This is a genomic window from Halopseudomonas pelagia, assembly GCF_009497895.1.
In the GTDB taxonomy this organism is placed as follows: domain Bacteria; phylum Pseudomonadota; class Gammaproteobacteria; order Pseudomonadales; family Pseudomonadaceae; genus Halopseudomonas; species Halopseudomonas pelagia_A.
In genome coordinates this window covers 2,052,973-2,072,658 of sequence record NZ_CP033116.1, presented here as the reverse complement: position 1 = coordinate 2,072,658, position 19,686 = coordinate 2,052,973, and the positions used below count along the sequence as shown (strand labels likewise).

At 57.2% G+C, this 19,686-nt stretch carries 16 protein-coding genes; 11 read left to right on the top strand and 5 right to left on the bottom strand.

Features of this window, described 5'->3' with window-relative positions:
- Positions 1 to 57 precede the first annotated feature (57 nt).
- From EAO82_RS09795 to EAO82_RS09785, 3 genes are all read left to right on the top strand, one after another.
- Positions 58 to 2,343, top strand: a complete 2,286-nt coding sequence (locus EAO82_RS09795) for a tetratricopeptide repeat protein (protein WP_231703320.1) — start codon at positions 58 to 60, stop codon at positions 2,341 to 2,343.
- 121 nt (positions 2,344 to 2,464) lie between these two features.
- The gene (locus tag EAO82_RS09790) at positions 2,465 to 3,088 is read left to right on the top strand and encodes a pyridoxamine 5'-phosphate oxidase family protein (RefSeq protein WP_096347600.1); all 624 of its coding nucleotides are present in this window, start codon (positions 2,465 to 2,467) and stop codon (positions 3,086 to 3,088) included.
- Between the two features lie 236 nt (positions 3,089 to 3,324).
- Entirely contained in the window at positions 3,325 to 3,783 is a 459-nt protein-coding gene (locus EAO82_RS09785) for a hemerythrin domain-containing protein (RefSeq protein ID WP_096347645.1), read from the top strand.
- Between the two features lie 127 nt (positions 3,784 to 3,910).
- Here EAO82_RS09785 and EAO82_RS09780 read toward each other — a convergent pair whose 3' ends face one another.
- Positions 3,911 to 4,351, bottom strand: a complete 441-nt coding sequence (locus EAO82_RS09780; RefSeq protein ID WP_096347601.1) for a PACE efflux transporter — start codon at positions 4,349 to 4,351, stop codon at positions 3,911 to 3,913.
- A 110-nt stretch (positions 4,352 to 4,461) separates the two neighbouring features.
- On the opposite strand from EAO82_RS09780, the gene EAO82_RS09775 reads away from it, so the two are divergent.
- On the top strand, positions 4,462 to 5,346 hold the full coding sequence (locus EAO82_RS09775; protein WP_096347602.1) for a LysR family transcriptional regulator: 885 nt from the start codon (positions 4,462 to 4,464) through the stop codon (positions 5,344 to 5,346).
- Positions 5,347 to 5,586: 240 nt separating this feature from the next.
- On the opposite strand, the gene EAO82_RS09770 is transcribed toward EAO82_RS09775, so the two are convergent.
- Entirely contained in the window at positions 5,587 to 5,892 is a 306-nt protein-coding gene (locus tag EAO82_RS09770) for a hypothetical protein (protein ID WP_096347603.1), read from the bottom strand.
- A gap of 278 nt (positions 5,893 to 6,170) precedes the next feature.
- On the opposite strand from EAO82_RS09770, the gene EAO82_RS09765 reads away from it, so the two are divergent.
- From EAO82_RS09765 to EAO82_RS09750, 4 genes are all read left to right on the top strand, one after another.
- Positions 6,171 to 7,484 (top strand): methyl-accepting chemotaxis protein, encoded by a 1,314-nt coding sequence (locus tag EAO82_RS09765; RefSeq protein ID WP_096347646.1) that lies wholly within the window; start codon positions 6,171 to 6,173, stop codon positions 7,482 to 7,484.
- Between the two features lie 162 nt (positions 7,485 to 7,646).
- A complete protein-coding gene (locus EAO82_RS09760; protein ID WP_096347604.1) occupies positions 7,647 to 8,777 on the top strand; it encodes a sensor histidine kinase in 1,131 nt (376 codons plus the stop codon).
- A gap of 73 nt (positions 8,778 to 8,850) precedes the next feature.
- The gene (locus EAO82_RS09755) at positions 8,851 to 9,735 is read left to right on the top strand and encodes an SdiA-regulated domain-containing protein (RefSeq protein WP_096347605.1); all 885 of its coding nucleotides are present in this window, start codon (positions 8,851 to 8,853) and stop codon (positions 9,733 to 9,735) included.
- A 179-nt stretch (positions 9,736 to 9,914) separates the two neighbouring features.
- Positions 9,915 to 10,931, top strand: a complete 1,017-nt coding sequence (locus tag EAO82_RS09750) for a DUF2235 domain-containing protein (RefSeq protein ID WP_096347606.1) — start codon at positions 9,915 to 9,917, stop codon at positions 10,929 to 10,931.
- Positions 10,932 to 10,951: 20 nt separating this feature from the next.
- Here EAO82_RS09750 and EAO82_RS09745 read toward each other — a convergent pair whose 3' ends face one another.
- On the bottom strand, positions 10,952 to 12,895 hold the full coding sequence (locus EAO82_RS09745) for a PAS domain-containing sensor histidine kinase (RefSeq protein ID WP_096347607.1): 1,944 nt from the start codon (positions 12,893 to 12,895) through the stop codon (positions 10,952 to 10,954).
- Positions 12,896 to 13,260: 365 nt separating this feature from the next.
- Between EAO82_RS09745 and EAO82_RS09740 the strand changes: the two genes are divergently transcribed.
- The gene (locus EAO82_RS09740; protein WP_096347608.1) at positions 13,261 to 15,018 is read left to right on the top strand and encodes a putative bifunctional diguanylate cyclase/phosphodiesterase; all 1,758 of its coding nucleotides are present in this window, start codon (positions 13,261 to 13,263) and stop codon (positions 15,016 to 15,018) included.
- A gap of 21 nt (positions 15,019 to 15,039) precedes the next feature.
- Here EAO82_RS09740 and EAO82_RS09735 read toward each other — a convergent pair whose 3' ends face one another.
- Together EAO82_RS09735 and EAO82_RS21115 are read right to left on the bottom strand one after the other, a co-directional pair.
- Positions 15,040 to 16,149: a 3-deoxy-7-phosphoheptulonate synthase gene (locus EAO82_RS09735; protein ID WP_096347609.1), complete on the bottom strand. Its 1,110-nt coding sequence runs from the start codon at positions 16,147 to 16,149 to the stop codon at positions 15,040 to 15,042.
- 264 nt (positions 16,150 to 16,413) lie between these two features.
- Positions 16,414 to 16,542 carry a hypothetical protein gene (locus tag EAO82_RS21115; protein WP_321540968.1) on the bottom strand — a complete coding sequence of 43 codons (129 nt, stop codon included), beginning with the start codon at positions 16,540 to 16,542 and terminating at the stop codon, positions 16,414 to 16,416.
- A 139-nt stretch (positions 16,543 to 16,681) separates the two neighbouring features.
- On the opposite strand from EAO82_RS21115, the gene EAO82_RS09730 reads away from it, so the two are divergent.
- Complete coding sequence (locus EAO82_RS09730) at positions 16,682 to 17,074, top strand: hypothetical protein (protein ID WP_096347610.1); 393 nt, start codon at positions 16,682 to 16,684, stop codon at positions 17,072 to 17,074.
- Between the two features lie 58 nt (positions 17,075 to 17,132).
- A complete protein-coding gene (gene secD / locus EAO82_RS09725) occupies positions 17,133 to 19,655 on the top strand; it encodes a protein translocase subunit SecD (protein WP_096347611.1) in 2,523 nt (840 codons plus the stop codon).
- Positions 19,656 to 19,686: the final 31 nt, after the last annotated feature.

The window sequence follows — 19,686 nt, the reverse complement described above, 5'->3', positions numbered from 1 at the left end:
CGCCTGCGCTGTGCAGCCATGTCATCCTGGTGCTAGCCGCAAAGGGTGAAAGCGGCTATGCGCAGGTATTGGATATGGCTGCTGATTCTACTCTTGGGCGGGGCAGCAGCTGCGGCGTGGTGGGTAATGCATGGGCGCAATGCGCCCATAACTGAGCCCGCAGCCGCACAGGCGGTTGCTTCCGCTCCCCCACAATGGGTGGAGGAAAGCCAATGCCAAAGCTGCCACAGCACAGCCTTTGCCGACTGGCAGGGCTCGCATCATCAACTGGCCATGCAACCAGCCAGCGAACAGACCGTGCTCGGCGATTTCAGCGGGCAGCAGATCGCTAGTGATGCCGAGACCAGCGAGTTTCTGCGTGACGATGAATCCTTTGTGATCCGTACGCCGGACGCCAACGGCCAATCAGCCGACTTCAAGGTGGCCTATACATTTGGTCTGGAGCCGTTACAGCAATATCTGCTGGAGATGCCCGGAGGACGTCTGCAGGCCCACGGCATGGCCTGGGATACCCAACAACAGGCGTGGTTTCACCTATACCAGGGCCAGGGCGTGGATCACCATAGCCAACTGCACTGGACCGGAGCGCTGCAGAACGCCAACTTCATGTGCGTCGAATGCCACACCACCGACTTCAAGCGCAACTATGACGCCGGTACAGACAGCTTCGCTAGCCGCTTTCAAGCACTTGGTGTGGGCTGCCAGAGCTGTCACGGCCCCGCGTCTGAGCACCTGACCTGGGCGGAAAACAATGCGACAACCACACCAGAGCAGCAAAGCGAATCAAAGGGCTTCAGCACCAGCCCGAGTATCGCCCCTGCAGCAGAGGTGGAAGTATGCGCCCGCTGCCATAGCCGTCGCTCGCCACTGGATGACGGCTATCAGCATGGCAATGCGCTTATGGACGACTTCCTGCCCAGCATTCTTAGTGCAGATCTCTATGAGGTCGATGGCAAGATCAAGGAAGAAGTATTCGAGTATGGCTCCTTCAAGCAGAGCAAGATGCACGCCGCCGGGGTAGTCTGCTCCGACTGCCACAACCCCCATAGCAACGAGCTGCGCGCAACGGGCAATGGCGTATGCACGCAATGTCACAACACCAATGCCCAGCCCATCCGCGCCGACATTCAGGGCAGCGGCCTGCAGGCAAGAAATTACGACTCGCCAGCCCATCACAATCATCCGAACGGCTCGGCCGGTGCCCAGTGCATCAATTGCCACATGCCGGGCAAGCTGTACATGACCAACGATCTGCGGCATGACCACAGCTTTACTTCACCCAACCCGGCACAAGCATTGGAACTGGGGCATACCGACGCCTGCCTGGGTTGCCATCAACCTGCCGAGCCTGCGGAGCTGGTTGCCCAGTACCTGGCGCAATACCCTGACGCGGAGCCACGCGATGGCGGGTACGCGCAGGATCTGTCAGCGGTACGCGGCGGCAAACCCGGCGCGGCAGCTGCGCTGAACAGACAACTGGCCCGTGAAGATCAACCGGCTATCAGAGTCGCTACTCTGGTCAGCGAACTGCCGCGCTATCCTTCCCTCGCCGCCCTGCAGCAACTGGCCGGGGCGCTGCAGCATGCTGATCCCAGCGTGCGTGTCGCCGCCGTCAACAACTTGCCGGCGCTGGCCACCGAGACGCAGCTCAGAGACCTGCTCGCGCCCCTGGCATCCGACTCTATTCGCGCCGTACGCCTGGCGGTTGCCTGGCAACTGGCGCAACTATCGGCGCAAACCAAATCCGGGCTGACCGCCTGGCCGACGTTGCAGGCTGAATACGAGCAGGTACAAAACAACCTGCTGGAGCGTGCCGAGGCCCACTTCAACCTGGCCATGCTCTACCAACTCAGCGGCCGTGAAGATCAGGTTGAAGCTGCCTTGCGTGAGGCGCTGGAACGCGACGCGGCCTTCTTCCCCGCGGTGATCATGCAGGCCCAGTGGCAGGAGCAATACTTCCGCCTGCCGCAGGTCGGCCTGGCCATCCTGCAAAAGGCGCTCAAAGCTCATCCGCGGGAAGCCAGCCTGCAGCACGCGCTGGGTCTGGCGCTGGTGCGCCAGGGCAAGCTGGCAGACGCCCTGCCCGCCTTCGCTCAAGCCCATGAACGGGCACCCGACAACTCCGACTACGCTTACGTGCTGGCGATCGCCCTGCACGACAGCGGCGAGCCCGAGCAGGCTCGTGAACTGCTCAGACAGCAATTGGCCGCCGATCCTGCCAACCGCCAACTCCGCCTGGCTTTGGTAAGTTATCTAAGTGGCCAGGACTCACAAGAGGCGAGGATGTTGATGGAGCAACTGCGTGAGCAGAACCCCGATGATCCGGCGGTAGCGGGTAGGTAAAGCGCGCCAGGGTAGCAGCCTGGCCGAGCCGCTTCACTGCAGAATAGCCACAGCAGTGTGCAAACATTGACTTCCAGAGATAAGGTTAGGCTTTGCCACCACCTGCCAAGCGGGAGCCGCAATGCTAGATCCCAAGCACGTCATCAACACCGCTGACCAACTTGCTGCTCTCTACGGCGATGTCGCCGTAGTGTCGCAAAAGAAGGAAATCGACTTCATCCACCCCCTGTATCAAGCGCTGATTCAGGCCTCACCCTTTGTCGTGTTGGCCACCAGCGGCGATGGCGGGCTGGACGCATCACCGCGCGGTGACGCACCTGGGTTTGTGCAGGTGCAGGACGAGAAAACCTTGCTGCTGCCTGAGCGCCGGGGCAATAAGCGTGTAGACAGTTTGCGCAATCTGCTTACCGACCCCAGGGTCGCGCTGTTTTTTTTGATACCTGGCGTGGGCGAGACGCTGCGGGTGAGCGGCCGGGCCACCATCACAGTTGAACCTGAATTGATGGAGCGCTTTGCGGTGAAGGGTAAACCGCCGAAATGCGTGCTGGTGATCGAGGTCGAGAAGGTATTCTTCCAATGCGCCAGGGCGATCAAGCGATCCCGGTTATGGGATGAACAGGCGAATCAACCCGCTGCCACCCTGCCCAGCGCCGGAACCATCCTGGCGGCGCTGTCGAGTGGGTCAGTAGACGCCAAGCGATACGATGATGAACTGCCTGACCGCCAGCAAGATACCCTGTATTAGTTCTCTGGCTCATTAAACACTTGAGCACCTCGCTCACTGGCTGAAGAAAGTGCTGCGGCGTTTATTACCTGAACTATTCGTCTGTCGCCCATTCTATCTGTAGCAGACAACATGATTTGAGGGGCGGCGAAAGCCCCGCGCTAATGGCGAGCTCCGCATGTTGCCTGCAAAAGAGAGGCCTCTTGAAAGAAGCCCTGGTTGCAACCGTGATTAAAGCACCTGATGAGGACAACATAATGAATGCGATCGAACTGCTCAAAGACGACCACAAGAAAGTCCTGAAGCTGCTGGAAGAGATTACCGGCACCACCGAACGCGCGGTAAAAACCCGCACCGACCTGCTCGCCCAGATTCAGACGGAGTTGTCTGTGCACACCACGCTGGAGGAAGAGGACTTCTACCCGGCTTACAAAAAGGCTGGAGGCAAGGAACAAGCCAAGATGTATCACGAAGCCGTCGAGGAACACCGCGCCGTAGAGAAATTAGTGCTGCCTGATTTGCTTGCGACGGACCCAGGCTCTCTCCAGTTTTCAGGGCGGATCAAAGTGCTCAAGGAGCTGCTGGAGCACCATATCGAGGAAGAGGAAGAAGAAATGTTCAAGGAAGCGAACAAATTGCTCAGCAAGGATCAGTTGAACGAGCTGGGCGAGCAAATGGCGGCCAAGCAAAAGAAGCTGAAAGCGGCACTGAAGTAAGCTGCCAGTCAGCCGCCCGGAAACGAAGAGACTTGCCAGTGTCTTCACCCGCGAGAGGGGTCAGAACAATCGGTCCTTCTCGCACATCACTTTCAGTGGGCGGCTTCAAGGCCGGGCAGTGGCGGCTTCAAGCTTCGGATTCGACCATGACAGGCTGAGCCGACAAAGGTAATCCGAATATCTTGTCAAAGGCCAGGCTGAACACAAAGGTATAGAATACAAAAAATATAAGCAGCCCCATGTCCAGCACAAAGGCATGCCACAGCGATATTTCCAGCCACCAGGCCATGACTGGTACCAGAATCGCCAGCAGACCGAATTCAAAACCCAGTGCATGCATGATGCGCCTTTTGATACTGCGGCCACGCTCCGGCTGCCGCGTCTCCCAGCTCTCGAACAGGCTATTCCAGACCAGGTTCCAACTCACGGCAATCGCAGAAGTCATGCCCGATGCAACACCGGCATCCAGCACCGCATGCCCCATCATCAGCAGTATCAGCGTAATAACGGCCGTGGCGATTACTTCATATAGCGTCACATACACCAGCTTGCGTTTGATCCCCTGCATGACAACAGCCCCTGCTAATCTATTTCTCAGTTTTATTGAGTAAAGGCCTGGAATATAAGTGCTTACTTCTGATAGAAAAAGAAACCTCCTATCAATAAATCTGACAAGCCATGGCATTCACCAGCGAAACCGTGAAAGTTTTTCTCGAAGTACTGGATTGCGGCTCCTTCTCTGCCGCAGCGCGCAAGCTCAAGCGCGTTCCTTCGGCCATCAGCATGAGCATTTCACAGCTCGAGGCCGAGCTGGATCTACAGCTGTTTGATCGATCAGCACGTGAAGCTCTGCCGACAACCGCAGCGCTCGCCCTTGAGCCCAAGGCCAGGCAGGTACAGCGCCAGTTGCTGGAACTGCAGACGCAAGCACTGCAAATCCATCAGGGGCTGGAAAAGCGGCTGACATTGGCCGTTGCACCCGAATTGCTCTCTGCGGCATGGAACGGTCCCCTGGCGGCGCTGGCCCGTGAATTCCCCACACTGGAACTGGAAATCCGCTCCGAACCACAAGCAGATGCGCTAAGGCTGCTGCACGAAGGCTCGGTACAGATCGCTTTGGTATTTGAACGCCCGGCCATTGACGAGCGCGAGCGCTTCGAGGAGTTCGGCAGCGAGCTGTTGGTCGCCGTGGTGGGCCCCGATTATCCTGCAATGCTCGCAGGCAGTGCACCGATTCGGGAAGAACAACTGATGGACATGCGGCAGATTGTGGTAGCCAGCGGCGACGTGACAGAATCCGATCCGCGCATGGTGCGTTCAAGACAGATCTGGCTAACCGACAGTCATCTGGCCACCCTTAGCCTGGTACAGGCTGGCCTCGGCTGGGCCTGGCTTCCGCGAACTTTGATCCAGCCTTTGTTGGCAGCGGGCAGCCTGCTGGAGATCCGCTTCGAGAACATGACCAACGAGCTGTGGCTATGGGTGGATATGGTCTGGGTCAAGGACCGACCATTGGGTTTGGGCGCGCAGCGCTATATCGAACTGATGCGCGAAACCTTGTGACAATATGGCGCTCTTGTATGCCACTTTTTTCACCCCAGGTTACATAAATATCTCATATGCATATCGCCCGCCACTTGCCATTAGCTCAATAAACAATATTCAAAACAATAAAAAAGGTCTGGGCTATATCAAGATAACGATATAACCACAGACCTTCTTTCTTCCGCTTGCCTGTAATATCAGATAACGATTTTAAGCAAACGCCAATCTACCTACATCGGACAGAATGTCGAGGCAAAATTACTCTACGTCACGATTGGACTCGGGAGCATCTTCCGGATTGGTGCCGCCGGGAACATGGGCAGGTGCATTGGGTGCTTCGGAGCCTGCGCTTGTAGTTCCGGTACCATCGCTACCAGGCGCGCCGGGGTTGCCAGTGGCGTTGTCACCGTGACCGGCCTTGTGATCTTTCTTGTCCATCTCCTGATGAGTGCCATCCGCATCATGCTTGTCATGATCAGCTGCAACAGCCAGGGGCGCAGCAGCTCCGAGCGCCAGAGTAAATGCGGAAGCGAAGAGAACGTTGGATAGTTTGAGATTTTTCATGAGTCACCTTTTATCTTTAAGAAGCGTACTCAATAGAAAGTATGCTAAATAAAAAGTTCACCCTGTTTTAATCAGACCATGCCACGACAAGCTGGCATTTGAAATGCGCAGTTTTACTCGGCTGTAGAGCATGGCGAATACTGATTATCTGTTTTATTAACTTTTTGAAACAACTACACCCCTTTGTGAGCTCGAAATGATTAAAAACTTGCATTTGAGCGGGTAAAGAACGTCTCGGTATGGCCGATAACAGCTCACCCTCCTCTACGGACATCGCCATGTTTAACCACCATTTGAAAGCCAGGCTCAAGGAACAGGATCAGGAGCTGCATGTTTTGCGTCAGTTGGCAGCCATGCTGGCGTCTGATGAGATGTATATCGAGTTGGACAAGGATTTCAAAATAGCGGTGGTTAATCAGAAATTTGCCCAGGCGCTGGACTACACTCCAGCGCAGTTGCAAGGCCGCCCAATGGCGGAGGTAGTGCCAAGTTACGTGAGCAAACTGCCCTGCTTTCATAACTTCAGGGCCGCCGTCGGCAAATTTCAGCCGATTTCAGATGATTACCGGTACTTGCGCAGCAACGGCAGCCTGGTTTGGCTGCGCGTCAACTGGTACCCGTTGAAGGATGACCGGGGCGAGTTACTGAGTATCAAGGGGGTTGCCCGCGACGTGACCCATAGCATCCAGGCTGCGAAGGAAAACCAGGAGTTTATTGATGCACTGATGCGCTCTACCGCCGTGATCCAGTTCAGCCTGGACGGCAAGGTAATCAGCGCCAACAAGCAATTCCTGCAAGCCATGGGCTATTCGAAGGAGCAGATCGTCGGCAAGCACCATAGTCTTTTCTGTACTCCCGAAACGACTGCTTCGCCAGAATACAAAAGCTTCTGGCAAACGCTCAATCGGGGCGAATACGTCAGCAACCGCTTCCAGCGGATCGACAGCATGGGCCGCGATGTCTGGCTGGAGGCCAGCTATAACCCGGTGTATGACACCGAAGGCACGCTGTACAAGGTGGTCAAGTTCGCTAGCGTGGTCAGTGATCAGGTAGAGCGGGAGGCCGAGGTCAGGGAAGCCGCTGGCGTCGCCTACGACATCTCGCTGCAGACGGACGTGAGCGCGGAACGGGGCGCATCCGTGGTCCAGGATACCGTCGAAACCATGGAGCATGTAGCGCGTGAAGTGGAATCTGCCACTCAGGGTATCGAAGCGCTAGGCAAACAATCCCTGTTGATCAGTTCAATCGTTCAGACCATTAGTGGCATTGCAGCCCAGACCAACCTGCTGGCTCTGAACGCGGCCATTGAGGCTGCGCGGGCGGGCGAACAAGGCCGAGGATTCGCGGTGGTGGCGGATGAAGTACGGCAGTTGGCAGGTCGCACCAGCAAGGCTACCGAAGAGATCATCCAGGTGGTGGAGAAGAACCAGTCGCTGGCCGAAGATGCCGTACATGGCATGGCCCGTAGCCGTGAGCAAGCAGCTCAGGGCCTGGCGCTGGCGGGTCAGGCGGGGACGGTGATCGTTGAAATTCAGAAGGGCGCCAAACAGGTGGTCAATGCGGTTGGTCGCTTTGCCAAGGAACTGAAGTAGCTTTCCCGGGGGCGCTGGTGTTGCGGCGCCCCCCTCCGTATAGTCATACATCATCTTTATCTATACAGCATCTGACTAAGCCAACTCCCCGCCGCGGCAAGTCGGGTTTTCACATTGCCGCCCGATTATTCTGAAATCAGGCCCAGCAGAGCAACAAAACCCATGAGATTGCATGAGTTCATCTCCGCAAATATTGAGGCCATTCTCAAGGAATGGCAGGACTTTGCGCGCGCCAATCAGCCGCCCGGCGGAAATATGAATGAAGTTGAGCTCCGCGATCATGCGAAGGAGCTTCTGACCAACATCGTCCGCGATATGACCAGCGCCCAGACTGAACCGGAACGCGAGGCGAAATCGCAAGGAAATGCCCCGACCTCTGGTGCGGACACCCCGGCCGAAGAACATGCGGATGAACGCCTGGGCGCAGGCTTCTCTATCCGCCTTTTGGTTGCAGAATATCGGGCTTTACGCGCCAGTGTTCTGCGCCTGTGGTTTGACGGGGCAGCACCCCCGCATAAGAAAGATGCGGATGAGGTGGAAGACCTGATCCGTTTTAATGAAGCCATAGATAAAGCTCTGGCTGAATCGGTTGCTCGCTACTCCGAAGCGGTGACTGAAAACTCGGATATTTTTATCGGCATGCTCGGCCACGATCTTCGCTCGCCTCTGCAGGTATTGAGCTTTGGTGCGGCAAAACTGAAAAACATGGAGGATGCCGGCAACAGTCTAAACCAGCTGGGTTCAACCATGATTGCCAGCGTGCAGCGGATGAAGGAAATGCTGGATAACCTGATGGATTTCACCGAAACCCGTATTGGTGAAGGCCTTAGCATTCGCCGCAGCCGGACCGACCTGGCCGCGATTATCCATCAGCTGATAGAAGAATTTCGCTCAGCGCATAGTGAAAACACTTTCAAGCAAGTAATAACCGGCGACTGCAGCGGTAACTGGGACGCCATCCGCATCGGGCAGATCTGTCAGAACCTCATCAGTAACGCTTTGCAGCATGGTGCTCCGATGGGCGAGGTCGTTGTCAGTTGTGAAGGCCTTGATGACAAGGTAATCCTGACGGTGAAGAGCGATGGGGAGCCCATACTGGAGTCGCTACAGCAGAACATTTTCCATCTGGCTCACCGCAAACATTATGCAAAAGAAAACCTGAACAAGAACCTGGGTCTGGGACTGTATATTGTCAAAGAACTTGTCACGGCCCATAACGGCAAAGTGAGCGTGGAGTCCACGCAGAGCAAGGGAACGACTTTCAAGGTAGAGCTACCTAAAACTGCGTCATAATCCAACAGACACAAGGCTGCCAATGATCCCCGCCGCTCTTCCCGCCCAGCCCCGGAGATCCAGGCGCCTGCTCATGGCCTGCGCCGCTACGTTACTTGCATTGGTTATCGCTTATCTGGCCACTTCGCCGTGGCTGGACCGCGTCTATTTTTCATACAAGACCGAGGCCAACGCAGAGAGATGGACTTCACAGTCCATTCTTCTGCAGGAGCTGAAAGCCACAGTGCAAGCGCTACCCGTTGCGGGCGTTGAACAAAGCCTTTCGGGGTTGACCTGGGATACGGACCGCGATCATCTCTGGGCAGTCAGCAATCGACCAACCGAACTGATCGCCCTGGATAAGCAAGGCAACACCCTGTTTAAAACAAAACTGGACGGGTTTGCTGACACCGAGGCAGTGGCTTATCTGGGTGACGGCATGCTGGCGATTGCCGAAGAACGTTTGCAAAATATCGTCATTGTTGATGTCCCCCTGCAGACTTCGACGATTTATCGTGAGGGTCTGCCTTTTATCACGCTGAACCTGGCCGACAAAATCGAAAACAAAAACGTCGAGGGCCTGGGTTACGACATCGCTGGCGATCGTTTGTTTGTCACCAAGGAACGTGACCCGATGAGCCTGATCGAGATCGGCGGCTTTCGCAAGACACTTGAGGGCGGCATGGCCCTATCCATCCGCGACCACAAGACGCTAATCAACGACAAGGTATTCACTACCGACCTGGCCTCCGTCACCTTCGCGCCGCAGTACGGCAATATGTTGCTACTAAGCGAGCAGTCAAAAACCATCATCGAGTTTAATGGGCAAAACAAAGTCATTGCCTTCAGCGCGCTGAATTCCGGTTTTGCCGGGCTGGAAGAATCCATTCCGCAACCGGAAGGCATGACCGTGGACGACAAAGGCAACCTGTTCGTGGTCAGTGAACCAAACCTGTTTTACCGCTTTGAGCGGATGTAACCGCAGACCTGCAGCCTGTCGCAGATTGCGCTATACCTTTATCAGGTTGCAGCTGAAGTCAGCAGCCCCAGAAAACCCTCTAGGACCATTATTGCCTTGCATGGCATGCCTTAGGGTTGACTCATGCGAGTGCAGGCAGCCGCCGCAGTTGTGCTCCAGTATTGACCATGGAGTACGCGATGAAACGTATCGTTATTTGCGCCGACGGCACCTGGCAGTCACCGGAAAGCGACAAACCTACTCATGTTCTGCGCATCGCCCAGGCGGTTGCCCCGGCTGACGCGCAGGGCAACCGGCAAGTGGTGTTTTACGACTGGGGTGTAGGTTCCGAGGGCGATCGTCTCACCGGGGGCGTTACTGGCAAGGGCATCGACAAGAACATCATGGATTGCTACCGGTTTATCGTGCACAACTACGATGTCGGTGACCAATTATTCCTGTTCGGTTTCAGCCGCGGCGCCTACACCGTTCGTTCGCTTGGCGGGCTCATTCGCAACTGCGGCATTCTCAAACGTGCGCACGCCGGGCACATCAATGCGGCCTATGAGCTGTATCGCCAGCGCAGTCCAGCCTCTTCCCCGGGTGAAGTCAAAGCACGCCAGTTCAGGAAGGATTACGCCGTGGCCGATATCAGCCAGATAGAATTTATTGGGGTGTTCGATACCGTCGGCGCATTGGGTATACCCGCGCCCTTTCTCGGCACGCTGGGCACAGCGCGCTATTTGTTTCATGACACTGAACCCAGCGGCATCATTTGCCACGCACGGCATGCGGTGGCCATTGATGAGAATCGGGAAGACTTTGAACCAGCACTCTGGACCCTCAAACCGGGCATTGATTTGAAGCAGGTGTGGTTTGCTGGCGTCCATACCGATATCGGCGGCGGCTATCCGGATCATTCCCTGGGAGACTACGCCGGGGTGTGGATCTGCCGTGAAGCGCAGAGCGCCGGCCTGCATCTGGAAGCGCATTTGCAGGCCCAGCTGCAGCCGAATCACCTGGGCAGCAAGCATAACGAGTACAAAGGCTTCTACCGCATCATGCGTCGTTCCAGAGTGCGAGTACCCGAGGCGCAACTGCACCGCAGCGTGCGCAAGCGCTGGGAAGACCCCGCTGCCAAATACAGCAGCCCGGGGTTACGCCAGTTGCTCAAACAGATAAAGGACGACTGGAGCAAGGTCAGCCTGTTCGACTGAGGCTTGCTTCGCCTGACCAGCTAGCCCTGCTCCTTGGATCGGCTGACCGCCCGGGAAATTACCTGAACCAGATCCTGCTCATCGAAGGGTTTGGTCAGCAGAGGTGTGTTATCGGTCTGCTGATAGCCGATTTCCAGATACCCGGTGGCCAGTATCACCGGCAAGCCCGGGTAGCGCTCATGCAGCAGATCAGCCAATTCACTGCCAGTCATAAGCGGCATGGCGTGATCAGTGATCACCAGATCAACCGTCTCCTGCTCCAGCAAAACCAGTGCTTCAGCAGCCGAACCTGCTGAGAAAGGCAGATGGCCTATCTCTTCAAGCAGCGCGCAGGTATTGGTCAGTACCAGAGCGTCATCGTCCACGGCGAGAACTCGCAGCGCGACAGCCGAATCGGCCGTAGGCGCCATCTCGTCGTGATCAACCACTGGTTCCTCACCTTGATAGACAGGCAGCCAAAGCTGCGCGCGCGTACCTAGACCGGGCTCGCTATGCAGTTTCAGCTTGCCACCCAGCTGTTCGATAATACCGTGCACCATGGATAAGCCTAAACCAGTGCCCTTGCCCACACCCTTGGTGGTGAAAAAGGGTTCGGTTGCCCGTGCCAGAGTTTGCGTGTCCATGCCCTCACCGACGTCAGCCACTTCCAAGATCACCCAGTCTTCGTCATCCAGACCGGTCATGGGCAGCTCTTGGCAAAGGGGTCGGCGCGTATTGATGGTGATATCGCCGCCTTCCGGCATCGCATCGCGTGCGTTAAGTACCAGATTCAACAACAGGGTTTCCAGTTGATGCGCGTCAGCTTGTACAGGCGGCAGCGCCCCGGCGGTCTGGGTGCGAATACGTACCTGCGGTCCGATGGAGCGCTGAAGCAGGTCACGCATGCCCTGCACCAGCTCAGCCAGCGAGAGCACTTCCAGCTGCAGCGACTGGCGGCTGGAGAACGCCAGCATGCGCTGGGTCATGGAGGCGCCGCGCTCGGCGCCCTGGATCGCGTTGTCCACAAAACGCAGCACATCGGGAGAATCCATCACCCGCTTGCGCGCCATTTTCAGACTGATAAGGATGATCGTCAGGAAGTTGTTGAAGTCGTGCGCCACGCCGCCGGTAAGGCGGCCGACCGCTTCCATCTTCTGCGCTTGCAGCAGCTCCTCACGCGCATAGTCGAGCGCCTTTTGCGTCTCCATGCGTTCGGTGATATCCCGCGTGACCTTGGCAAAACCGGTCAGAGTGCCGTCCGTTTCGCGAATGGCATCAATGATTACGTGGGCCATGAATCGGGTACCGTCTTTGCGTATCCGCCAGCCCTCCTCCTCCGCTCTACCCGCGCGGGCGGCCAGCGCAAGATTGGTTTCGGGCTTGCCATTGGCCACATCTTCAGGCGTATAGAAACAGGAGAAATGCCGGCCTATGACCTCTTCCGGGCGGTAGCCTTTGATCTTCTGGGCGCCAGCGTTCCAATTGGTAACCAGCCCCTCCGGGCTGATCAGATAAATCGCGTAATCCGTCACGCCCTGCACTAACAGGCGCAACTGCTCCTCACTCTTGCGCAGCGCTTCTTCGGCTAACTTGCGTTCGGTGAGATCGCGGGTGACCTTGGCAAAACCGATAATGTCCCCGGCTCCATCGCGGATGGGGTCCAGCACCACATGCGCCCAGAAGCGTGTGCCATCCTTGCGCACCCGCCAACCCTCGTTGGCAAACCGCCCCTGCTGAACAGCAATCGCCAGGCCGTTATCCGGCAGGCCCGCAGCGCGATCGAGGTCGGAATAGAACATCGAAAAATGCTGACCAATAACCTCTTCCGCAGCATAGCCTTTGAGCCGCTGGGCGCCGGTATTCCAGCTGGCAATAAAGCCCTGCGGGTCAAGCATGTAAATGGCGTAGTCAGTCACCGCATCAACCAAAAGACGGTATTTGTCTTCTGCCGAGAACAGAGGACCCAGATGCGCTTTGCTGTCCATGTGATTCCTGACGATAACTACGAAGAAGGACGGTCGAACTATTCAGGACCGATCATTGGCAATTCAGGTTCAGACTTTATCAAAATGTGTCAGCCAGCCAAACCATCTTCGGAATACATCTTTGCGGCCTGACCGCGCAATCGTTGCTTTAACGAAATTTTACAACTCAAATAACCTGCTATATACCGTCATTCGCAGGCTCTATTTAGGGATTCTTGCAAACATCTGTCGCGACTTTTCGCTATTCACGTCTAGAGCCTGTGCTACATTGATTTCATTACCTAATTACGCAGGACAGGCTAAAGAGGTAAGGCCATTAAGTGGCCAGTACGAAGGGACTCACACAACTTATTCGAGATAGCGCTATGAGCGTGCATGAGCAAGACAGACTTTATGCCCTGAAGAAATTGAATTTGCTCGATACGCTACCCAGCGACAGTTTTGACCGTATCACCCGCATGGCCAGCCAGTTGTTCGATTTGCCTATTGCAGCGATCTCGCTGACCGACGAGAAGCGTCAATGGTTCAAGTCCAGAGTTGGCACCGAGCACTCGGAAATCCCTCGCTCCGATGCCTGCGACAGCGAAGTTACAGAGACTTCCACCGGCTTGACCGTTCCCGATCTACTTGATTCGCCTCGCTATCAAAACAGCGTGCTGGTTCAGTCCGGCATTCGCTTTTATGCAGGTGCGCCTCTGACCACGCGCGAGGGTCATACCCTGGGCGCGATATGCGTCCTCGGCCATGAACCCAGAAACATGAGCGTTCACGAGGTATCAGTGCTGCAGGACCTGGCAGCAATGGTGATGGATCAGATTGAGCTGCAGAGCGCTTATGGTCGGCTCGATCCGCTGACCGATCTGCCCAACCGCAGTCAGTTTGCCGTGGACCTGCGAGACATGAGCCGTACCCCGCCGCCCAAAGCAGTTTATGTGCTTTTCAGTGAAGTGATCGATGTCGCTTCTCTGGGCTCGCTACAGCGGGTCATGGGGCCGGCCTACGTAGAAGAGCTTGCCCGCGCTGCAGGCCGGCTGCTGGGCAGCACGCTACCCGAGGGCGGGCGTGTATATCATCTGGGGCCCTGCCAGTTCGCGCATCTGCTGATCGCCGAAGACGATGATGATGTGGTGAAGGCCGCAATGGGCCTGCGCAAAGCCTTGCGCGGACTCACCACAGGTGAAGCGGCAGCGGTCATGGTCAGGCCGGTTGTAGGTATTGCGCGGCTAAGACTCGAAGATCAGCACTCGATAGATATTTTACGCACCGCACACAGCGCCTGCCTGGATGCCCGCCTGACTGAAAAAGGCGTTGCCCTGTATTCACCGGAGCTGGAGGCAGATCACCAGCGGCGCTTTCAGATGCTGGTCGATTTTCGCAGCGCACTGGAGAGTCCAGACCAACTGCGCCTGGAATACCAGCCGCGCATATCCACGCGTTCAGGTGAAACAGTGGGTGCAGAGGCCCTCCTGCGATGGGCTCATCCCAAATGGGGCAACATTTCACCTGCTGAATTTATTCCCATCATCGAACAAACCCAGTTAGCCAAACAACTGACCGAATGGGTGATGCAGGCTGCCACTGAGCAAGCTTCTCGCTGGCAGGCCAACGGATTGAATTTGTGTATTTCAGTGAACATCTCTGCTTCCAACCTGGAGGAAACCGATTTGGTCGAGCGGCTGCTGGCAGCAATGCGCCGGCACGATCTACCTGTGTCCTCCATAGAAGTTGAACTGACAGAAAGCGCACTGGTGGACTACAGCCCCATCGCGTCGAATCAACTGGACGCGCTGCTGGAAGCCGGCATACGGGTAGCGATCGACGATTTTGGTACCGGCTATAGCAGTCTGGCTTATCTGCAGGAAATACCGGCACAGGTGGTCAAGATTGACCGCACTTTCATTCAGCGCATCGAGCAGGAGAAGCGCAGCCGTACCCTGGTCAAAGCGATGATTTCCATGGCTCATGACCTGGGTTACAGCGTGGTAGCTGAAGGGGTTGAAGATCACCAGACATACGCGTTCCTGGATGGGCTTGGTTGTGACGAAGTGCAAGGCTACTTCGTTTCAAAGCCGCTTCCAGCCAACCAGTTCGAGCAGTGGCTGGAGACCAGTACGCCGCAGTAACTTCCTTGTCACGGCCGGCGATCAATTCCCGGCCAGACGTTCAGCGGCACACAGCAAGGAATGCTGAGTTGCTTCCCAGCCCAAACACGCGTCCGTGATGGATACCCCATACGCCAGTTGCCCGGACAGCGGCTGGCAACCATCGAACAGATGACTTTCGAGCATCACACCGCGCAGGCTGGAGTCACCCGCTAATCGCTGGTCCACTACCGACGCCAGCACCTCAGGCTGCAACAGCGGATTCTTGCCACTATTGGCGTGGTTGCAGTCCACTATCAGCCGGGCTGCAAGCCCTTGACTCTCCAGCATCTGTCGTGCGGCCGCGACAGCTGGCGCGTGATAATTCGCCCCACCATTGCCGCCCCTGAGCACCAGATGCGTGTCGAGATTGCCGCGCGTCTGAACCATTGCCGGACGGCCCTGCTCATCCAGCCCGAAATGTTGGTGGCCATGCGCCGCAGAGCGCATCGCGTCACTGGCAACACTCATGCTGCCGTCCGTGCCATTTTTGAACCCTACCGGCAAATCCAGACCACTGACCATCTCACGGTGCGTTTGCGATTCACTGGTGCGAGCGCCAATGGCAGCCCAGCCGAGCAGATCGTCCAGGTAACCTGCGGCCATCGGTTGCAACAGCTCGGTAGCAACCGGCAGACCCAGTTCGGCAATTGACAGCATCAGGCGCCGTGACAAGGCCAGCCCCTCTGCCATATCGCCACTGCCATCCAGATGCGGATCGTACATAAGGCCCTTCCAGCCGACAGTGGTGCGTGGCTTCTCGACGTAGGTACGCATCACCAGCAATAGCTGATCGCTGACCTGAGGCGCCAGCGCGGCAAGACGCTGTGCGTATTCCATGGCCGAATCGGGGTCGTGCAAGGAACAGGGCCCGACAATGACCAGCAGACGATCATCGTCTCCGTTCAGCACGGCGCGGATAGCGTCGCGCTGCTCGGCGATTTGCCCGTGCAAGGCGGGGCTGCATGGAAGGCGCTGGCGCAACTGCGCGGGACTGGGTAGTGGCAAGGTGTGACGCGGACTGCGTGGCGGGTTCGGGGCGGTGTCACCCAGAGCATTTTCAATCAGTTGTCCGTGCACAGTATTGGTCAGGGCAGAGAGCGTGGCATTCATACGGGGTTCCTCGCGTGGCGCTCATTGCGCCACAGCACTATCGTGTTCTATGTGTCGTTCGATTCAGGGATCGGGAGTCAGCGCACAAGGCGCCGGTAAATCGCCAGTTACGATATGAAGCCATGGTGTAAGTGGGTGCGTACATGAGCAAATCCTCGTTGGCAAAACATTAGATTGTTGAACATAAAAAAACCCCGGGCGGGAAGCCGACCGGGGTTTTGAAACTGCTGGTGGCGACCCTTGAACCGGGCGCCTGCTGGGGTATCAGGCGCGCATGCGGCTAAACCAATACCCAAAATAGAAATACCCGCCAACCATGGCCGTCAGCGCGCGCACCGACCCAGTGCGTGAAGCACTGCGGGTGATGGCGTGGTGGTCTGACATGAGTTGCATGGGCGTCTCCATTGATCTGTCATGACTCTAGCCGATTGACGGCCGGGCATCAAGCCTCCCCGCTAGCTGGGCAGGCAGAAGCGTTGACTAACTGACAAGCCGCCCCCACACTTGCCGCTCAACATTCGGAATGCCCTGCATGTCCAGAGCCCTTACACCAGGTCCCCGCAATCCAGCCCCAGTCTCGGCACTGGCCAGGCTGCCGTTGCTGTGGCTGCTGTTTGTGGGATTGGCCCTGTGCATCAACTCGGCTTCCTTCGGCGCCAAAGCGGTAGTCGGCTCTGGTTATGTCAGCCAGATAGAGCACTTTGTTTTTGCCGGGAACAGCGATCCAGCTCGTATTCTGCCGCGTGCAGCTGACCTGCTCGGTGATGACGGCGATCCGGCCCCCCAATGGCTAGCCATTGCGACGCAGCTTTTTACGTTGCATCCGCCACTACCCCTTCCCGGTTTAACGGCGCCTAGAGCCGTTCTCAGTTCCTACCATGGCAACCTCTTCCAGCAGGCTCCGCGCGCACCACCCTCTGTGTAATCCCAGCTCACCACACCCGTAAGTTCTAAAACTACGACGTTAGTGTCGAGGATTACGCATGAAATCTTTGTCTTCACGGGCCGTGCTTTACGGCCTGATAATGCTGTTCGGGCTGCTATGCGCCCTGCCCAATGTGCTGCCCACTTCAGTGTTACAACAACTACCCAGCTGGTATGCCGATAACAGTCTGGCGCTTGGCCTGGATCTGCGCGGTGGATCGCATCTGCTGCTGGAGGTCGATACCCGCGAGCTGCTGCGCAACGATAACCAGCAGTTGGCCAATGATCTGACCGCCGCCCTGCGCAAGGAGCGCATTGCTTTTACCCAGCCGGCGGCCTCAATCGAATCAGTCCAGATCGCGGTCAGACATACGCGCGACAACCCTGATTTAAAGCGCATTGCCCTGTCACTTAATTCGCAACCCGGAGAGCCCGGCACCCGGTTTACGCTGGAAGAGGCGCAGAACAAGAACCAATGGATATTGCGCATGACTGACGCGCACCGCGAGGCGCTGACCGGTGATGCAGTAGATCGCAGCCTGGAAGTGGTGCGTCGCCGCCTGGATGAAACCGGGCTGGTAGAGCCCAGCATTACCCGCCAGGGCGCCGACGGCATTCTGGTGCAGATGCCCGGTGTGGCGAATCCGCAGGAGATACGTCAGTTACTGGGTACGACTGCAAAAATGACCTTTCACTGGGCGGCAAACGGCAAATCGCGGCAGGTCTTTACCCTTGAAGATCAGGCGCAAGGCACAGCCTATGAGCTGGAGGAGCAGGTAGCCATGGAGGGCAAGCATATTCGCGATGCCCAGTTGGCATTCAATCCCGACTCCGGGCAACCGGTGGTCAATTTCAAGCTGGACCGCGAAGGGACCGATCTGTTCGGAGACATGACCCGTGCCAACATCGGCCGGCCGCTGGCCATAGTGCTGGATCAGAAGGTCATCACCGCACCTGTAATCCGCGGTGTAATCGCTGGCGGCAGTGGTGAAATCAGCGGCGCATTCAGCGCCAGTGAAGCCAGCAATCTGGCTCTGCTGCTGCGCGCCGGCGCCCTTCCCGCTCCGCTGAAAGTCATCGAGGAGCGCACTGTCGGGCCGGACCTGGGGAGCGACGCGATCGCCATGGGCATCAGTACCGGGGTATTCGGCGCGCTGCTGGTTATCTGCTTCATGTTGGCGGTTTACGGCCGCTGGGGTTTTATCGCCTGCGTGGGCCTGAGCATCAACGTCGGCTTGATTTTCGGCATACTTAGCCTGCTGGGGGCCACACTCACTCTGCCCGGCATCGCCGGTATCATTCTGAGTATCGGCATGGCGGTGGATGCCAATATCCTGATCAACGAGCGCATCCGCGAGGAAACCCGTAACGGCAAGTCCGCCTTTGGCGCCATGAGCGAGGGCTTCAGCCGCGCTTACAGCACCATTCTGGACTCCAACGCCACTACGCTGATAGCTGTCAGCTTGCTGTTCCTGTTCGGCAATGGCCCGGTCAAGGGCTTTGCGGTAACCATAGGCATCGGCTTGCTGACGTCAATGTTCACCGCCATTGCAGTAACCCGGCTGCTGATGGAATGGCGCGTGCGGCGTATGGGCCGCCGGCCATTGGTGATATCCGGCATCAGGCGGCTCGACAAACTCACCAGCGGCAGTTTGAATCTGATGCGGGGCCGGGTAATGGGTCTGATGCTGTCCCTGGTACTCTCGGTTGGCTCACTGGCACTGTTTTTTGGCCCGGGGCTGGACTATGGCATCGATTTCACTGGCGGCACTCTGGTGGAAGTGCAGGCACCTGACGCCACGGTAGAGCAGTTGCGCACCAGCCTGCAGGAACATGGTCTAGGCCAGGCTACCATCCAGGAGTCGGGTGACGCAGGCCAGTATCTGGTCCGCCTGCCGATGCAGGGGGCTGAGCAGGTAGCCTCAGGCGCGCCAGTGGAAACACTGAAACAGGCGGTTACCGAACTGGCCGCAGATGCCAGCTTCCCCAGAGTGGAGATGGTTGGCCCCAAGGTCAGCGGCGACTTTGTCCAGGCCAGTATCATGGCAGTGCTGTTGGCCGCAGCCGGCATGCTGGTGTATCTATGGATCCGCTTTGAGTACCACTTCGCCCTGGCCGCAACGCTGACCATTGCACTGGATCTGACCAAGACCATAGGCTTTTTTGTTCTCGCTGGCGTCGAATTCAACCTCACGGCGGTGGCCGCCCTGCTGGCGTTGATCGGTTATTCGATCAATGACAAGGTCGTGGTATTCGACCGGGTACGGGAAAACCTGCGTCTCACGCCCGACAAGCCGCTTTTGCAACTGCTCAACGAGAGCATCACCTCGACGCTGACCCGCACGGTGTTCACCTCACTGACCACCTTTCTCGCGCTGCTGCCCATGGCCATAGCCGGCGGCGCAGCCGTAGCCAGCTTCGCGCTACCCATGCTGTTCGGCATTGTCGTGGGTACCAGCTCGTCAATACTGATTGCCGCCCCCATTCTGTTTTACCTGGGCCAGTGGCGGATGCATAAGGGCGGCGCACAGTTACGCCCCAGTGCAGAACAAATCAGAAAAGAGCTGGACCTGATACCCTAACGCGCACCGCCACCCTCTAGCCCGCTGGGTG

Bases quoted from the DNA above. Each gene is read 5' to 3' on its own strand.
- EAO82_RS09795 (WP_231703320.1), top strand. From the start codon at position 58: ATGCGCAGGTATTGGATATGGCTGCTGATTCTACTCTTGGGCGGGGCA.
- EAO82_RS09790 (WP_096347600.1), top strand. From the start codon at position 2,465: ATGCTAGATCCCAAGCACGTCATCAACACCGCTGACCAACTTGCTGCT.
- EAO82_RS09785 (WP_096347645.1), top strand. From the start codon at position 3,325: ATGAATGCGATCGAACTGCTCAAAGACGACCACAAGAAAGTCCTGAAG.
- EAO82_RS09780 (WP_096347601.1), bottom strand. From the start codon at position 4,351: ATGCAGGGGATCAAACGCAAGCTGGTGTATGTGACGCTATATGAAGTA.
- EAO82_RS09775 (WP_096347602.1), top strand. From the start codon at position 4,462: ATGGCATTCACCAGCGAAACCGTGAAAGTTTTTCTCGAAGTACTGGAT.
- EAO82_RS09770 (WP_096347603.1), bottom strand. From the start codon at position 5,892: ATGAAAAATCTCAAACTATCCAACGTTCTCTTCGCTTCCGCATTTACT.
- EAO82_RS09765 (WP_096347646.1), top strand. From the start codon at position 6,171: ATGTTTAACCACCATTTGAAAGCCAGGCTCAAGGAACAGGATCAGGAG.
- EAO82_RS09760 (WP_096347604.1), top strand. From the start codon at position 7,647: ATGAGATTGCATGAGTTCATCTCCGCAAATATTGAGGCCATTCTCAAG.
- EAO82_RS09755 (WP_096347605.1), top strand. From the start codon at position 8,851: ATGGCCTGCGCCGCTACGTTACTTGCATTGGTTATCGCTTATCTGGCC.
- EAO82_RS09750 (WP_096347606.1), top strand. From the start codon at position 9,915: ATGAAACGTATCGTTATTTGCGCCGACGGCACCTGGCAGTCACCGGAA.
- EAO82_RS09745 (WP_096347607.1), bottom strand. From the start codon at position 12,895: ATGGACAGCAAAGCGCATCTGGGTCCTCTGTTCTCGGCAGAAGACAAA.
- EAO82_RS09740 (WP_096347608.1), top strand. From the start codon at position 13,261: ATGAGCGTGCATGAGCAAGACAGACTTTATGCCCTGAAGAAATTGAAT.
- EAO82_RS09735 (WP_096347609.1), bottom strand. From the start codon at position 16,149: ATGAATGCCACGCTCTCTGCCCTGACCAATACTGTGCACGGACAACTG.
- EAO82_RS21115 (WP_321540968.1), bottom strand. From the start codon at position 16,542: ATGCAACTCATGTCAGACCACCACGCCATCACCCGCAGTGCTTCACGC.
- EAO82_RS09730 (WP_096347610.1), top strand. From the start codon at position 16,682: ATGTCCAGAGCCCTTACACCAGGTCCCCGCAATCCAGCCCCAGTCTCG.
- secD (WP_096347611.1), top strand. From the start codon at position 17,133: ATGAAATCTTTGTCTTCACGGGCCGTGCTTTACGGCCTGATAATGCTG.